Annotated in this window: 12 protein-coding genes; 5 read left to right on the top strand and 7 right to left on the bottom strand. The window is 69.8% G+C overall.

All coding sequences use genetic code 11. The features are described 5' to 3' along the window. The first annotated feature begins 101 nt into the window (after nt 1–101). Nucleotides 102–1,925, top strand: a complete 1,824-nt coding sequence (locus ACWC1K_RS04590; RefSeq protein WP_450828784.1) for a glycoside hydrolase family 15 protein — start codon at nt 102–104, stop codon at nt 1,923–1,925. Here ACWC1K_RS04590 and galE read toward each other — a convergent pair. The 7 genes from galE to iolC all read right to left on the bottom strand — a co-directional run bounded on the left by galE (nt 1,873) and on the right by iolC (nt 10,128). Beyond that, nucleotides 1,873–2,973 carry a UDP-glucose 4-epimerase GalE gene (gene galE, locus ACWC1K_RS04585; RefSeq protein ID WP_450828783.1) on the bottom strand — a complete coding sequence of 367 codons (1,101 nt, stop codon included), beginning with the start codon at nt 2,971–2,973 and terminating at the stop codon, nt 1,873–1,875. The two genes, ACWC1K_RS04590 and galE, sit on opposite strands and share 53 nt — an antisense overlap. A 122-nt stretch (nt 2,974–3,095) precedes the next feature. Further along, entirely contained in the window at nt 3,096–3,878 is a 783-nt protein-coding gene (locus ACWC1K_RS04580) for a GntR family transcriptional regulator (RefSeq protein ID WP_450828782.1), read from the bottom strand. A 31-nt stretch (nt 3,879–3,909) separates the two neighbouring features. Beyond that, complete coding sequence (locus ACWC1K_RS04575) at nt 3,910–5,412, bottom strand: CoA-acylating methylmalonate-semialdehyde dehydrogenase (protein ID WP_450828781.1); 1,503 nt, start codon at nt 5,410–5,412, stop codon at nt 3,910–3,912. A gap of 40 nt (nt 5,413–5,452) precedes the next feature. Continuing rightward, nucleotides 5,453–7,330 carry a 3D-(3,5/4)-trihydroxycyclohexane-1,2-dione acylhydrolase (decyclizing) gene (gene iolD / locus ACWC1K_RS04570; protein WP_450828780.1) on the bottom strand — a complete coding sequence of 626 codons (1,878 nt, stop codon included), beginning with the start codon at nt 7,328–7,330 and terminating at the stop codon, nt 5,453–5,455. Next, the gene (gene iolB, locus ACWC1K_RS04565; RefSeq protein ID WP_450828779.1) at nt 7,330–8,244 is read right to left on the bottom strand and encodes a 5-deoxy-glucuronate isomerase; all 915 of its coding nucleotides are present in this window, start codon (nt 8,242–8,244) and stop codon (nt 7,330–7,332) included. Before iolB ends, iolD begins: the two co-directional genes overlap by 1 nt. Nucleotides 8,245–8,272: 28 nt before the next feature. Beyond that, entirely contained in the window at nt 8,273–9,151 is an 879-nt protein-coding gene (locus ACWC1K_RS04560) for a Cgl0159 family (beta/alpha)8-fold protein (RefSeq protein WP_450828778.1), read from the bottom strand. A 14-nt stretch (nt 9,152–9,165) separates the two neighbouring features. Beyond that, the gene (iolC, locus tag ACWC1K_RS04555; protein WP_450828777.1) at nt 9,166–10,128 is read right to left on the bottom strand and encodes a 5-dehydro-2-deoxygluconokinase; all 963 of its coding nucleotides are present in this window, start codon (nt 10,126–10,128) and stop codon (nt 9,166–9,168) included. Nucleotides 10,129–10,420: 292 nt separating this feature from the next. Between iolC and ACWC1K_RS04550 the strand changes: the two genes are divergently transcribed. The 4 genes from ACWC1K_RS04550 to ACWC1K_RS04535 are packed head-to-tail and all read left to right on the top strand — an operon-like array spanning nt 10,421 to nt 14,342. Then, nucleotides 10,421–11,440 (top strand): sugar ABC transporter substrate-binding protein, encoded by a 1,020-nt coding sequence (locus ACWC1K_RS04550; protein WP_450828776.1) that lies wholly within the window; start codon nt 10,421–10,423, stop codon nt 11,438–11,440. Then, on the top strand, nt 11,440–12,516 hold the full coding sequence (locus tag ACWC1K_RS04545) for an ABC transporter permease (protein WP_450828775.1): 1,077 nt from the start codon (nt 11,440–11,442) through the stop codon (nt 12,514–12,516). The genes ACWC1K_RS04550 and ACWC1K_RS04545 overlap by 1 nt, the downstream gene beginning before the upstream one ends. A gap of 7 nt (nt 12,517–12,523) precedes the next feature. Next, complete coding sequence (locus ACWC1K_RS04540; protein ID WP_450828774.1) at nt 12,524–13,438, top strand: ATP-binding cassette domain-containing protein; 915 nt, start codon at nt 12,524–12,526, stop codon at nt 13,436–13,438. A 1-nt stretch (nt 13,439) separates the two neighbouring features. Continuing rightward, complete coding sequence (locus ACWC1K_RS04535) at nt 13,440–14,342, top strand: sugar phosphate isomerase/epimerase family protein (RefSeq protein ID WP_450828773.1); 903 nt, start codon at nt 13,440–13,442, stop codon at nt 14,340–14,342. Nucleotides 14,343–14,355 lie beyond the last annotated feature (13 nt).

Here is a 14,355-nt window from a genome sequence, read left to right as displayed (position 1 = left end):
TCGGTAACGCGGGACACCTTCGAGAGCTTGGGAAGGTGATCCGAGAGCGGTATGCTGAGTGTACGCCGTAAATTTATGGCGTAATGCGAGGGGCTTCGATCATGAATGCGCCTATCGAGGACTACGCCCTCCTCAGCGACCTGGAGACCGCCGCAATGGTCGGCCGGGACGGCTCGGTCGACTGGCTGTGTCTGCCACGCTTCGACTCGCCGGCCTGTCTGGCGGCGCTGGTGGGCACGCAGGACAACGGATTCTGGCGGGTCGCGCCCGTCGGACGCGGCCCCTGCACGCACCGGGCGTACTCCCCGGACAGCATGGTTCTGCAGTCCCGGTGGGAGACCGCGACAGGGACCGTTCGGGTCACGGACTTCATGCCGCCTCGCGTCGGGGTGCCCTGCCTGGTCCGCGTGGTCGAAGGGCTGTCAGGTGCCGTATCCATGCGCAGCGAGTTGCGGCTGCGCTTCCACCAGGGCCGGGTCGTGCCCTGGATCCGGGCCGTCGACCGGTTCGCGGTGGCGGTTGCCGGCCCTGACGCCGTCTGGCTCGGGGTCGATGGGGTCGTGCCCGTGGCCGGGGACGGGCAAGCCACGGTGTACGACTTCACCGTCCCGGCCGGACGGCGGCTGGCGTTGACCCTCGTGTGGTCACCCTCGCACCTGCCCGAACTGCCTGCGCCGCTGTGCGTGCCCGCAGAGACGCTGCTCAAGGAGACCGGCGACTTCTGGCGCCGCTGGACCGCCCGGTGCCGCTACGACGGGCCGTGGCGGGACGCCGTGATGCGGTCCCTGATCACCCTCAAGGCCCTCACGTACGCCCCCACCGGCGGCATAGTCTCCGCCCCCACCACCTCCCTGCCCGGCTGCATCGGCGGTGAGCGCAACTGGGACTACCGCTACTGCTGGCTGCGCGACTCCACCCTCTCGCTGTCCTGTCTGCTGCGCGGCGGCTACCACGAGGAGGCCACGGCGTGGCTGGAGTGGCTGGTGCGGGCCATTGCCGGGAATCCCGCCGACCTGCAGACCGTGTACGGCGTGGGCGGGCAGCGCCTGTTGCCCGAAAGCGAGGCGCCATGGCTTCCGGGGTACGAGGGATCGCGGCCCGTGCGGTTCGGCAACTCGGCGGCCAACCAGTTCCAGTTGGATGTTTACGGCGAAGTGCTCGACGCGTTCTGTCTGTCGCTGCGCGCCGGGATTCCGATGCCGGCCCATGTGTGGGATCTGGTCGAGGCGATGATGGCGTATCTACAGCGGCACTGGCGGGAGCCGGACCAGGGTCTGTGGCAGGTGCGTGGTCCGCTGCGGCAGTTCGTCCACTCCAAGGTCATGACATGGGTTGCCGCCGACCGTGCCCTGTGGATGGGCAGACTGCTCGGGCGGAACGGGTCCTCCGGTGAATGGCGGGCCATGCGGGACGAGGTGCACCGGCAGGTGTGCCGGGAAGGGTGGGACGCCGTGCAGGGGTCGTTCGTACAGGCGTATGGTTCGCCGACCCTGGACGCCTCGGCTCTGCTGATGCCGCGGCTCGGCTTCCTGCCCGCCTCGGACGAGCGGGTGCGCGGCACCGTCCGGGCGATGCGGCGGCTGCACCACGGCGGTTTCGTGCGACGGTACGCCCCGGAGGGCGACGGCGTGCATCCCGTGGACGGCGTGCACGGCTCCGAGGGCACGTTCGTGTCGTGCTCCCTCTGGTATGCCGACGCTCTCGCCGCGACCGGTCGGCTCACCCAGGCCCGGGAGGCCTTCGAGCGCGTGCTCGGCGTGCGCAACGACGTGGGACTGCTGTCGGAGCAGTGGGATCCGGACACGGGCCGCCAACTGGGCAACGCCCCCAAGGCGTTCAGCCACATCGCGCTGGTGGAGACGGCGTTCGCCCTCAGCGCTTCTGGTTCCGGTCCCGCGTCGCGCCGCCGTACCCGTGCGGGTTGAGCCGCTGGAACCGCAGCGTGTCCCGGCACATGTCGCTCAGGTCGCGCGTGGGCCGCCATCCCCAATCCAGGGTGACGGCGCTCGGGTCGGCGACGAGTGCGGCAACGTCACCAGGACGGCGCGGCCCGACCACGTACGGCACCCGTTGACCGTGAACATCGGAGAAAACGGCGATCACATCGAGGACCGAACTGCCCTGACCCATTCCGACGTTGTACACACGCATGCCCGGTTCGTCGGCGAGATGGTCCAGCGCCATACGGTGGGCCTCGACGGTGTCCATCACATGGATGTAGTCGCGGATCGCGGTGCCGTCAGGGGTCGGATGGTCCCCGCCGAAGACGGACAGTCTCTCCCGGCGGCCGACGGCGACCTGCGCCATGTACGGCACGAGGCTGAGGGGGCCGGCGCGCGGGGCCTCGCCCAGCAGCCCGCTGGGGTGTGCGCCGGTCGTGTTGGTGTAGCGCAGGCACAGCATCGTGTACTCGGGGTGCCGGCGGCAGACGTCGGCCAGGATCTGCTCGCAGAGCCACTTGGAGGCCGCCTCGGGCGCGGTGGGGGCGGGCGGGGTGGACTCGTCCAGCGGGCCGGGCCCCGCGTCGCCGTAGACCGAGCACGAGGAGGAGAACACCAGGTGGTGCACCCCGTGTTCGTGCATGGCTCGCAGCAGTGCGGTGGTGCCGCCCACATTGGTGTCGTAGTACTCGACCGCCGATTCGAGCGACTCGCGCACGGACTTGAGTGCGGCGAAGTGCAGGACCGCGTCCACCGCGTGCCGGTCGAAGACCGCCGACAGGGCGCGCCGGTCCCGGATGTCGAGCTCGTAGACGGCCCCCACGAACCGCCCCGCGATCCGCTCCACCCGAGCGAACACCTGGGGTGCGCCATTCGCGTAGTCGTCGACCACGATCACCTCGTAGCCGTGGTCGAGGAGCTCTACGCACGCATGGCTGCCGATGAAGCCCGCGCCGCCGGTGACGAGGACAGTGGATGGGGCCCACGGGGCCTCGGCCCCGGGGCGCGCAGGCGCCGACCGCCCCTTGTCCACGATGCCTCACCGGCCCCTGAGCAGGGTGACGTCGTATGTTTACGGCGTATACCTAAAACTGTGCGCCCCATGCCGCCCGGAGTCAAGCGAACGGGGCAACTGGACGGGACCGGCGGGCAGAGTCACGGCCTGACCAGCAACTGGAAGTCGAACGCATACCGCGATGCCCGGTAGATGTGCGTCCCGTACTCCACCGGTCGCCCGGTGTCGTCGTACGCCGTGCGCTGCATGGTCAGCACGGCCGCGCCCTCCTCCTCGTCGAGGCGGGTGGCCTCCTCGGTGGTGGCGGAGCGGGCGCCGATGGTCTGGTGGGCGCTGTGCAGGGTGATGCCGGCGGTGCGCATCATCCGGTACAGGCCGGTCGACTCCAGGCGGGCGGAGTCGAGCTCCAGCAGGGTCGCGGGGAGGTAGTTGCAGAGCAGCGCGACCGGCTGGCCGTGGGTGAGGCGCAGCCGCTCCAGGACGATCACCTCGCTGCCCTCCGCGATGCCGAGCGCGGCAGCGACGTCCGGGGACGCCGGCTCGCGCTCGTTGCGCACCACCTGCGTGGTGGGGCCCTGCCCGGCGGACTCCAGGTCGTCGTAGAGGCTGGAGAGCTCCAGGGGGCGCTTGACCTGGCTGTGGACGACCTGGGTGCCGACCCCTCGGCGGCGCACCAGGAGACCCTTGTCGACCAGGGACTGGATGGCCTGGCGGACGGTGGGTCTGGACAGGCCCAGGCGCGTCGAGAGGTCGATCTCGTTGCCCAGGAGGTTGCCCGGGGCGAGGGCTCCGTGTTCGATCGCCGCCTCCAGCTGCTGGGCCAGCTGGTAGTACAGCGGCACCGGACTGCCCCGGTCCAGGGCGAAGTCCAGCGAGTCGACAGCGGCCGTCGCGGCACGTGTGGTGCCGCCGGTCTTCGCCATGGGCGTACTCCCTCTGAGGGCTGACGAAACGTCAGGAGTGGCTGGGGAAACCGAGGTTGATGCCCGCGTCCGCCGGGTCCGGCCAGCGCGTGGTGATCACCTTCCCCTGCGTGTAGAAGGCGATGCCGTCGTTGCCGTAGACGTGCAGATCGCCGAAGAGGGAGTCCTTCCAGCCGCCGAAGGAGTGGTAGCCGACGGGTACCGGGATCGGCACGTTCACGCCGACCATGCCCGCCTTGACCTCCAGCTGGAAGCGGCGGGCGGCGCCGCCGTCCCGGGTGAAGATCGCGGTGCCGTTGCCCCAGCGGGAGTCGTTGATCAGCTTGATGGCCTCGTCGTACGACTCCGCACGGACCACGGCGAGCACCGGGCCGAAGATCTCGTCCCGGTACGCGTCCGCCGTCAGCGGCACCTTGTCCAGCAGCGATACGCCGAGGAAGAAGCCGTCCGCGCACTCGGGGTGTCCCTCGACCGTGCAGCCGGTGCCGTCCACCACGACCTCCGCGCCCTGCCCGGCGGCCGACGTCACGTACGACGCCACCTTGTCGCGGTGCTCGCGGGTGATCAGCGGGCCCATCTCGGACGTCGGGTCGTTGCCGGGGCCGATCTTGAGGCTCTTCGCGCGCTCGGCGATCTTGGCGACCAGTTCGTCGCCCGTGTCGCCGACCGCGACCACGACGGACACGGCCATGCAGCGCTCGCCGGCCGAGCCGTACGCCGCGTTGATCGCCTGGTCGGCCGCGAAGTCCAGGTCGGCGTCCGGCAGCACCAGCATGTGGTTCTTCGCACCGCCCAGCGCCTGGACGCGCTTGCCGTGCTCGACCGCCTTGAGCTGGATGTACTTCGCGATCGGCGTCGAGCCGACGAAGGAGACCGCCTCGACGTCCGGGTGCTCCAACAGGCGGTCCACGGCCACCTTGTCGCCCTGCACGATGTTCAGGACGCCGTCCGGCAGCCCGGCTTCGGCGGCCAGTTCCGCGAGCCGGTACGACGCCGACGGGTCCTTCTCGCTCGGCTTCAGCACGAAGGTGTTGCCGCACGCGATGGCCAGCGGGAACATCCACATCGGCACCATGGCCGGGAAGTTGAACGGCGTGATGCCCGCGACCACACCCAGCGGCTGCCGGATCGAGGCGACGTCCACGCGGGTGGAGACCTGCGTCGACAGCTCGCCCTTCAGCTGCACGCTGATCCCGCAGGCCAGCTCGACGATCTCCATGCCGCGCGCGACCTCGCCGAGCGCGTCGGAGTGCACCTTGCCGTGCTCGGCGGTGATCAGCTCGGCGATCTCGTCGCGGTGGGCGTCGAGGAGCTCGCGGTACTTGAACAGGATCGCGGTGCGCCTGGCCAGCGAGGAGACGCCCCAGGTCTCGAAGGCGGCCTTCGCGGAGGCGACGGCGGCGTCCACCTCGTCGACGGTCGCGAATCCGACCTGCTTCTCCTGCGCGCCGGTCGCCGGGTTGTATACGGCGCCATGGCGGCCGGAGGCGGACTCGACGGGCTTGCCGTCGATCCAGTGGGTGATGGTCTTCATGGTGCGGGGGCCTTTCACAAAGGGGTCGTGCGGGGGGAGGTCAGAGGTGGCGGCGCTGCCCGGCGACCTGCCGGTCGTACTCCTCGCGGGCCTGTACGGCGGCCTCGCGGGAGGCGGTCTCGGCGACCGGCACGTCCCACCAGGCCTCGGCCGGGGGAGCGGCCGGGCCGGCCGTGTCGGTCTCGACGTAGACACAGGTCGGGCGGTCGGAGGCGCGGGCCGCGGTGAGCGCCTCGCGCAGTTCGCGCACGGTCTTGGCGCGCAGGACGTCCATGCCGAGGCTGCCCGCGTTGGCGGCCAGGTCGACGGGGAGCGGGGCGCCGGAGAAGGTGCCGTCGGCGGCCCGGTAGCGGTAGGCGGTGCCGAAGCGCTCGCCGCCGACCGACTCGGACAGGCCGCCGATGGAGGCGTAGCCGTGGTTCTGGATGAGGACCAGGTTGACGGGCAGGCCCTCCTGGACGGCGGTGACGATCTCGGTCGGCATCATCAGATAGGTGCCGTCGCCGACCAGGGACCAGACCGGGGTGCCGGGGGCTGCCTGCTGGACCCCGATGCCGGCCGGGATCTCGTAGCCCATGCAGGAGTAGCCGTACTCCAGGTGGTACTGGCGGGGGCTGCGCGCCCGCCAGAGCTTGTGCAGGTCGCCGGGGAGCGAACCGGCCGCGTTGATCACCACGTCGTTGTCGCCGACCACCGCGTCCAGGGCGCCGAGGACCTGGGTCTGGGTGGGTACGGCGTTCTCGTCGGCGGCGGTGAAAGCGGCGTCAACCACCTGCTCCCAGCGTTCCTTGCCAGCTCGGTACTCGGCCTCGTAGACCGAGTTCACACGGTGACCGGCGAGGGCCTCCGCCAACACTGTGAGCCCCGCACGCGCATCGCACACCACCGTCCGCGCGGCCAGCTTGTGAGCGTCGAACGCGGCGATGTTGAGGTTGACGAACCGGACCTCCGGCCGCTGGAAGAGCGTGTGGGAGGCGGTGGTGAAGTCCGTGTAGCGGGTCCCGACGCCGATGATCAGGTCGGCCGTACGGGCGATGTCGTCGCAGACCGCGGTGCCGGTGTGGCCGATGCCGCCGAGGTCGGCGGGGTGGTCGTACCGCAGCGAACCCTTGCCCGCCTGGGTGGAGGCGACCGGGATACCGGTGGCGTCCACCAGCGCCTTCAGCGCCTCCTCGGCCTGGCTGTGGTGGATGCCGCCGCCCGCGACGATCAACGGACGCTCGGCCGCGCGGATCGCCGCGACCGCCTCCGCGAGCTCGTACGGGTCGGGCGCGGGCCGCCGTACGTGCCACACGCGCTCGGCGAAGAACTCCTCCGGCCAGTCGTACGCCTCGGCCTGCACGTCCTGCGGGAGGGCCAGGGTGACAGCCCCGGTCTCGGCGGGGTCGGCGAGGACCCGCATCGCGCCCAGGGCGGAGGGGATCAGGGCCTCGGGGCGGGTGACGCGGTCGAAGTAGCGCGACACCGGGCGCAGGGTGTCGTTGACCGACACATCGGCCTCGGTCGGGTGCTCCAGCTGCTGCAGCAGCGGGTCGGCGACCCGGGTGGCGAAGTAGTCGCCCGGCAGCAGCAGGACCGGCAGACGGTTGATGGTGGCGAGCGCGGCGCCGGTGACCAGGTTGGTGGCGCCCGGGCCGATGGACGTCGTCACGGCCTGCGCGGAGAGGCGGTCGAGCTGGCGGGCGTAACCGACGGCCGCGTGCACCATGGCCTGCTCGTTGCGGCCCTGGTGGTACGGCATCGTCTCCTCGCCCGCCTCCAGGAGGGCCTGGCCGATCCCGGCAACATTGCCATGGCCGAAGATCCCCCAGGTGCCCGCGATCAGCCGCCGGCGCACACCGTCGCGCTCGGTGTACTGGACGGACAGGAACCGCACCAGGGCCTGGGCGACGGTCAGGCGGCGGGTGGTGGTGCTCATCAGGACTTCTCCGGGGCCGTGTAGAGGGGGAGGCGGGGGTCGACGGGCTGCTCGGGCCAGGTGGAGCGGACCCAGGCGTGATCGGGGTGGTCGCAGATCAGCCAGGCACGCTCGGGCTCGGGGCCCGCCATGACGTTGAGGTAGTACATGTGGTGGCCGGGCACCGCCATGGAGGGCCCGTGCCAGCCGTCGGGGATCAGCACGACGTCACCGCCGCGCACCTCGGCCAGCACATCCGTGTTGCGCCCCTGCCCGGAGGGGGAGACCCGCTGGTAGCCGAGGCCGGGGATGCCTTCGTGGGCGGCGAACTCGAAGTAGTAGATCTCTTCAAGGACCGATTCCTCGCCCGGCCGGTGCTCGTCGTGCTTGTGCGGCGGGAACGACGACCAGTTGCCGCCCGGCGTGATCACCTCGACCGCGATCAGCTTGTCGCACTCGAAACCCTGTCCATCAGCGTCTCCGGCGCGGGCCGCGGCACCGAAGTTGTTGACCTGGCGGGAGGAGCTCCCGGTGCCGCGCAGCTCCACCGGTACCGACGAGGCCGGGCCGTAGCGGGCGGGCAGCCGGCGGGTGCAGCGCGCGCCGGTGAGCGCGAACCGTCCTCCGCCGGCGGAGGTGACCGTCGTACGGGCGTCCCTGGGCACATACGCGAAGTCGCTGACGGCGCTGAACACGCTGTCGCGGCCGGTGAGTTCGAAGGTGTCGTGGCCGAAGTCGTCGGCCGCCGCGACCGTGCAGCCGCCGCTGAGCGGCAGCACGATCCACTCGCTGTCGCCGGTGTCGAAGGTGTGTGTGCCGCCCGGCGGCAGCTCCAGCACGCGCAGGCTGGAGTAGCCCCAGCCGGCCTTCTCCGGGGTGACGTCCACGACGTACGGGCCGCCGAGGGCCTTTCCGGCGGGCAGGTGGTAGGTCATCGGGCACTCCTCCGTATCACGAGCCACGTCACAGCAGACCCACGGCCGTGTCGACCGCCGTCTCCACACTGCCCTCCGCCGGGTAGAGCAGCGACCGTCCGACGACCATGCCCTGCACGGTCGGCAGCCTGAGGGCCTTGCGCCACTTCTCGTACGCGCCGTCCTGGTCGTCGCCGACCTCGCCGCCGAGCAGCACGGTCGGCAGGGTGGAGGTCTCCAGCACCTCGCCCATGTCGTCCGGGTCGTCGGTGACGGGCAGCTTCAGCCAGGTGTAGGCGGAGGTGCCGCCGAGGCCCGCGGCGATCGCGATCGACTTCGTGACGGCCTCGGCGGACAGGTCGTTGCCGACCCGGCCGTCGATCCGGCGGGAGAGGAACGGCTCGACGAACAGCGGCAGCCGGTGAGCCGCCATGTCGTCGATCGCGCGGGCCGTGGACTCCAGCGTGGTCAGCGAGCCCGGGTCGTCGTAGTCGATGCGCAGCAGCAGCTTGCCCGCGTCGAAGCGGAGCCGGGCGATGTCCTCGGCGCGGTGGCCGGTGAAGCGGTCGTCCATCTCGAAGACGGCGCCCGCCAGGCCCCCGCGGTTCATCGACCCCATGACGACCTTGTTCTCCAGCACCCCGAGCAGGAGGAGGTCCTCCAGGATGTCGGCGGTGGCCAGCACCCCGTCCACGCCCGGCCGTGACAGCGCGACGCACAGGCGCTCCAGCAGATCGGCGCGGCCGGCCATGGCGAGCCGCCGGTCGCCGACGCCGAGGGCGCCGCGGGCCGGGTGGTCGGCGGCCACGATCATCAGACGGCCGCTGTCGCCGATGAGCGGGCGGCGCGCGCGCCGGGCGGCCGCCTCGGCGATCGCCTCGGGATGGCGGGCCCTGACCGAGACGAGGTCGGGGATGCTGAGGGACAAGGGGAAGCTCCGTTTCAGAGGGTGGCTCGCGCGAGGAGGTCCTCGACCTCGGCCTCGGTGGGCATCGCGGAGGAACAGGCGAGACGGGAGGCGACGAGGGCGCCGGCCGCGTTGGCGAACCGCATGATTTCGGCCAACTCCCAACCGGCCAGCAGACCGTGCACGAGGGAGCCGCCGAAGGCGTCGCCCGCGCCGAGACCGTTGGCCACCTCGACCGGCACCGGCGGGACCTCGGCGCTGCTGCCGTCGCGGTGCACCGCGAGGACGCCCTTGGGGCCCTGCTTGACGACCGCCAGTTCCACGCCCGCCTCCAGCAGCGCCTCCGCGCAGGCCCGCGGCTCACGGACGCCGGTGGCGACCTCGCACTCGTCGAGGTTTCCGACCGCGACCGTGACGTGCCGCAGTGCCTCCGCGTAGTACGGGCGGGCCTCCTCCGGGTCCTGCCAGAACATGGGCCGCCAGTCGAGGTCGAAGACCGTCGTACCCGCCTTGTCGCGTGCCTTGAGGGCGGCGAGGGTGGCGGAGCGGCTGGGCTCCTCGCTCAGACCGGTCCCGGTGATCCAGAAGACCCGGCTCGCCCGGATGGCGAAGTAGTCCAGCTCCTCGGAATGTATCTCCAGGTCAGGAGCCTTAGGCTGCCGGTAGAAGTACAGAGGGAAGTCATCCGGAGGGAAGATCTCGCAGAAGGTCACCGGTGTCGGGTACGCGGCGACGGGTGCGACCCAGCGGTCGTCGACGCCGAACTCCTTCAGCGCCTCGTGGAGATAGGTGCCGAAGGGGTCGTCCCCGGTGCGGGTGATCACCGCGGTGTTGCGGCCGAGCCGGGCGGCGGCGACCGCCACGTTGGCGGCCGAACCGCCGAGGAACTTGCCGAAGGTCTCGACCCGGGCCAGGGGAACCCCCGACTGGAGCGGGTAGAGATCGACTCCGATACGGCCCATAGTGATCAAGTCGAAGGACTGGTCTGACTCGGCCATGCGCGACGCTCCTCGAGCTGGTCTGGGGATGCGGGTCCCAGAGGGCCTGCCGCCTCCCAGGTGTAGGCCTCGGAGGGCGACGCTGTCAATAGTTTGTACTTACATTCGGACTAGCTCGTGAAATGATGTCTTAACAAAGTATTGACAGCGGGCGCGGCCAGGGGTTTGATCCCGTCCCAGGCCGACCGCCGCGTTTGCGGCAGACGACCCGGGCATGCCAAGATCCCGGGCCCTGGATCTTCGTGATCCCTTCTCCCTTTCCCCCGCAACGCACAGTGAGGTGCCAGGAAAGATGGACCGCTCTTCTCACCCCCGCTCCCGCAGAATCGCCCCCGTTGTCGCGGTGGCCGCGGCGGCTGCCCTGACCCTCGCCGGCTGCTCCAGCAGCTCCGGGGGCAAGAAGTCCGAGGAGGGTGGCGCCAACGCATCGGCCGGCAAGGCCACCACGCCTCGCATGACGGTCGCGCTGGTCACGCACCAGTCGCCCGGTGACACCTTCTGGGACATCGTCCGCAAGGGTGCCGAGGCCGCCGCGGCCAAGGACAACGTCAAGCTCATCTACTCGCACGACCCGAACGCGGGCAACCAGGCCACGTTGGTGCAGAACGCGATCGACCAGAAGGTCGACGGCATCGCCATCACCCTGGCCAAGCCGGACGCCCTCAAGACCGTCGTCGGCAAGGCGAAGTCCGCCAACATACCCGTGGTGGGCCTCAACTCCGGTCTCAGCGACTGGCAGAAGCTCGGCCTGATGGAGTTCTTCGGCCAGGACGAGTCCGTGTCCGGCGAGGCGTTCGGCAAGAAGCTCAACGACCTCGGCGCCAAGCACACCGTCTGTGTCATCCAGGAGCAGGGCAATGTCGGCCTGACCCAGCGCTGCGACGGTGTGAAGAAGACCTTCTCCGGCAAGACCGACGTTCTTTACGTCAACGGCACCGACATGCCGTCCGTGAAGTCGACGATCACCGCGAAGCTGAAGCAGGACTCCTCCATCGACTACGTCACCGCCCTCGGCGCCCCGTACGCGCTGACCGCGGTGCAGTCGATCTCGGACGCCGGCAGCAAGGCGAAGGTCGCCACCTTCGACCTCAACAAGGACCTGACGACCGCCATCAGCAAGGGCACGATCCAGTTCGCGGTGGACCAGCAGCCCTGGCTCCAGGGCTACCTGGCGATCGACTCGCTGTGGCTGTACAAGAACAACGGCAACTACATGGGCGGCGGCGAGCAGCCGGTGCTGACCGGTCCGGCCTTCGTCGACAAGTCCAACGTCGACGCGGTCTCCAAGTTTGCCGCCAACGGAACGCGGTGATGAGCATGACCCAGCATGCCGAGCCGGCGGTGACCTCACCGCCGGCCCCCGGCCCCAAGGAGACCGACGGGCGTACCGCCGAACGGCCGCTGGTCGTCAGGTTGTTGGCCCGGCCCGAGGTGGGTGTCTTCCTCGGTGCGGTTGCGGTGTACGTGTTCTTCCTGGTCGCGGCGCCGCCGGTGCGGGATGCCAGTTCGATGGCGAACATCCTCTACCAGTCCTCGACGCTGGGCATCGTGACCATCCCGGTGGCGCTGCTGATGATCGGTGGGGAGTTCGACCTGTCGGCCGGTGTCGGGGTGATCACCTCGGCGCTGACCGCGGCCATGATCAGCTACCAGCTGACCATGAACGTGTGGGTGGGTGTGATCGCCGCGCTGGTCGTCTCTTTGGCGATCGGGTTCTTCAACGGCTGGATGGTCGTCAAGACCGGTCTGCCCAGCTTCCTGGTCACGCTGGGCACCTTCCTGATCCTGCAGGGCGTCAACCTCGCGGTGACCAAGCTGGTCACCGGCAACGTGGCCACCGACGACATCAGCAACATGGACGGCTTCGACCAGGCCAAGAAGGTCTTCGCCTCCAGCTTCGACATCGGCGGCGTGCAGGTGAAGATCACCGTGTTCTGGTGGCTGCTGTTCGCTGCGCTGGCGACCTGGGTGCTGCTGCGCACCCGCTATGGCAACTGGACGTTCGCGGTCGGCGGCAACAAGGACAGCGCGCGGGCGGTGGGTGTGCCGGTCGCCTTCACGAAGATCTCCCTGTTCATGCTGGTGGGCTTCGGGGCCTGGTTCGTGGGCATGCACCAGCTGTTCTCCTTCAACACGGTGCAGTCCGGTGAGGGCGTGGGCATCGAGCTGATCTACATCTCCGGCGCGGTGATCGGCGGCTGCCTGCTGACCGGCGGCTACGGCTCGGCGATCGGCCCGGTCTTCGGTGCGTTCATGTTCGGCATGGTCCAGCAGGGCATCGTCTACGCCGGCTGGAACCCCGACTGGTTCAAGGCCTTCCTCGGCGTCATGCTGCTGGGCGCCGTCCTGATCAATCTGTGGGTCCAGCGCACCATGACCCGAAGGTGAATTCGCGATGACAGACAACAACTCCGCAACCCACGGAGCCATCCTCCCCGACACCGCCCCGGCGGCGAAGGACGGCGCGATCGTCGAACTGCGCAATGCGGGCAAGGCCTACGGCAACATCCGGGCGCTGCACGGGGTGAGCCTGAAGGTCCATCCCGGCCAGGTCACCTGCGTGCTCGGCGACAACGGCGCCGGCAAGTCCACGCTGATCAAAATCATCTCGGGGCTGCATCAGCACACCGAGGGCGAGTTCCTCGTCGACGGCGCCCCGGTGCGCTTCACCACCCCGCGTGATGCCCTGGACCGCGGTATCGCCACCGTCTACCAGGACCTGGCGACGGTGCCGCTGATGCCGGTGTGGCGCAACTTCTTCCTCGGCTCCGAGATGACCAAGGGCCCCTGGCCCGTGCGCCGTCTCGACATCGAGAAGATGAAGAAGACCGCCGACCACGAGCTGCGCGAGATGGGCATCATCCTGGACAACCTGGAACAGCCCATCGGCACGCTGTCCGGTGGCCAGCGCCAGTGCGTGGCGATCGCCCGCGCGGTCTACTTCGGCGCCCGCGTGCTGATCCTGGACGAGCCCACCGCCGCGCTGGGCGTCAAGCAGTCCGGGGTGGTGCTGAAGTACATCGCCGCGGCCCGCGAGCGCGACCTGGGCGTCATCTTCATCACCCACAACCCGCACCACGCCTACATGGTCGGCGACCACTTCAGCGTGCTGCGCCTGGGCACCATGGAACTGTCCGCCGAACGCAGCCAGATCACCCTGGAAGAGCTGACCAACCACATGGCGGGCGGCGCCGAACTCGCCGCGCTCAAGCACGAGCTGTCCCAGGTCAGCGGCGTCGACGTCGAGGAACTCCCGGAGAAGGAAGACCTCACCGCACCCGTGGTGACAAGCCCGGAAGGAACCCCCTGACATGGCAGGTGCTCTGGACCGCATCCGGGTCGGATCGGCCCCCGACTCCTGGGGCGTCTGGTTCCCGGACGACCCCCGGCAGGTGCCCTGGGAACGCTTCCTCGACGAGGTCGCCGAGGCCGGCTACTCGTGGATCGAGCTGGGCCCGTACGGCTATCTGCCGACCGACCCGGCCCGCCTCACCGAGGAGATCGGCAAGCGTGATCTGAAGGTCTCGGCGGGCACGGTCTTCACCGGCCTGCACCGCGGCCCCGCCGTCTGGGAGTCCACCTGGGAGCACGTCAGCCAGGTCGCGGCGCTCACCCAGGCGATGGGCGCGAAGCACCTGGTCGTCATCCCGTCCTTCTGGCGGGACGACAAGACCGCCGAGATCCTGGAGCCGCCGGAGCTGACCGGCGAGCAGTGGGCGTACCTCACCAAGGGCATGGAGCGGCTCGGGCACGAGGTGAAGGAGGCGTACGGCCTCGACATCGTCGTACACCCGCACGCCGACACCCACATCGACACCGAGGACCACGTCGAGCGCTTCCTCGACTCGACCGACTCCGACCTGGTCAACCTGTGCCTGGACACCGGGCACTACGCCTACTGCGGCGGCGACAGCGTCAAGCTGATCGAGACCTACGGCGAACGCATCGGCTATCTGCACCTCAAGCAGGTCGACCCGCGGATCCTCGCCGACGTGCAGGCCAAGGGCACCCCGTTCGGGCCTGCCGTGGCGCAGGGCGTGATGTGTGAACCGCCCGCCGGAGTACCGGAGTTGGGGCCGGTGATGGAGGCCGCGCAGAAGCTCGGCGTGGAGCTGTTCGCCATCGTCGAGCAGGACATGTACCCCTGCGAGCCGGACAAGCCGCTGCCGATCGCGGTGCGCACCCGCCAGTTCCTGAGGTCCTGCGGCGCCTGACCCTTCGAAGGGG

Source organism: Streptomyces sp. NPDC001492, from assembly GCF_053597275.1.
This window is presented reverse-complemented; position numbering and strand designations above follow the sequence as displayed.

What these genes read in the sequence shown, in the direction of transcription:
- ACWC1K_RS04575 (WP_450828781.1), bottom strand. Translation starts at nt 5,412, where the DNA reads ATGAAGACCATCACCCACTGGATCGACGGCAAGCCCGTCGAGTCCGCC.
- iolD (WP_450828780.1), bottom strand. Translation starts at nt 7,330, where the DNA reads ATGAGCACCACCACCCGCCGCCTGACCGTCGCCCAGGCCCTGGTGCGG.
- ACWC1K_RS04590 (WP_450828784.1), top strand. Translation starts at nt 102, where the DNA reads ATGAATGCGCCTATCGAGGACTACGCCCTCCTCAGCGACCTGGAGACC.
- iolB (WP_450828779.1), bottom strand. Translation starts at nt 8,244, where the DNA reads ATGACCTACCACCTGCCCGCCGGAAAGGCCCTCGGCGGCCCGTACGTC.
- ACWC1K_RS04545 (WP_450828775.1), top strand. Translation starts at nt 11,440, where the DNA reads ATGAGCATGACCCAGCATGCCGAGCCGGCGGTGACCTCACCGCCGGCC.
- ACWC1K_RS04550 (WP_450828776.1), top strand. Translation starts at nt 10,421, where the DNA reads ATGGACCGCTCTTCTCACCCCCGCTCCCGCAGAATCGCCCCCGTTGTC.
- ACWC1K_RS04580 (WP_450828782.1), bottom strand. Translation starts at nt 3,878, where the DNA reads ATGGCGAAGACCGGCGGCACCACACGTGCCGCGACGGCCGCTGTCGAC.
- iolC (WP_450828777.1), bottom strand. Translation starts at nt 10,128, where the DNA reads ATGGCCGAGTCAGACCAGTCCTTCGACTTGATCACTATGGGCCGTATC.
- ACWC1K_RS04535 (WP_450828773.1), top strand. Translation starts at nt 13,440, where the DNA reads ATGGCAGGTGCTCTGGACCGCATCCGGGTCGGATCGGCCCCCGACTCC.
- ACWC1K_RS04540 (WP_450828774.1), top strand. Translation starts at nt 12,524, where the DNA reads ATGACAGACAACAACTCCGCAACCCACGGAGCCATCCTCCCCGACACC.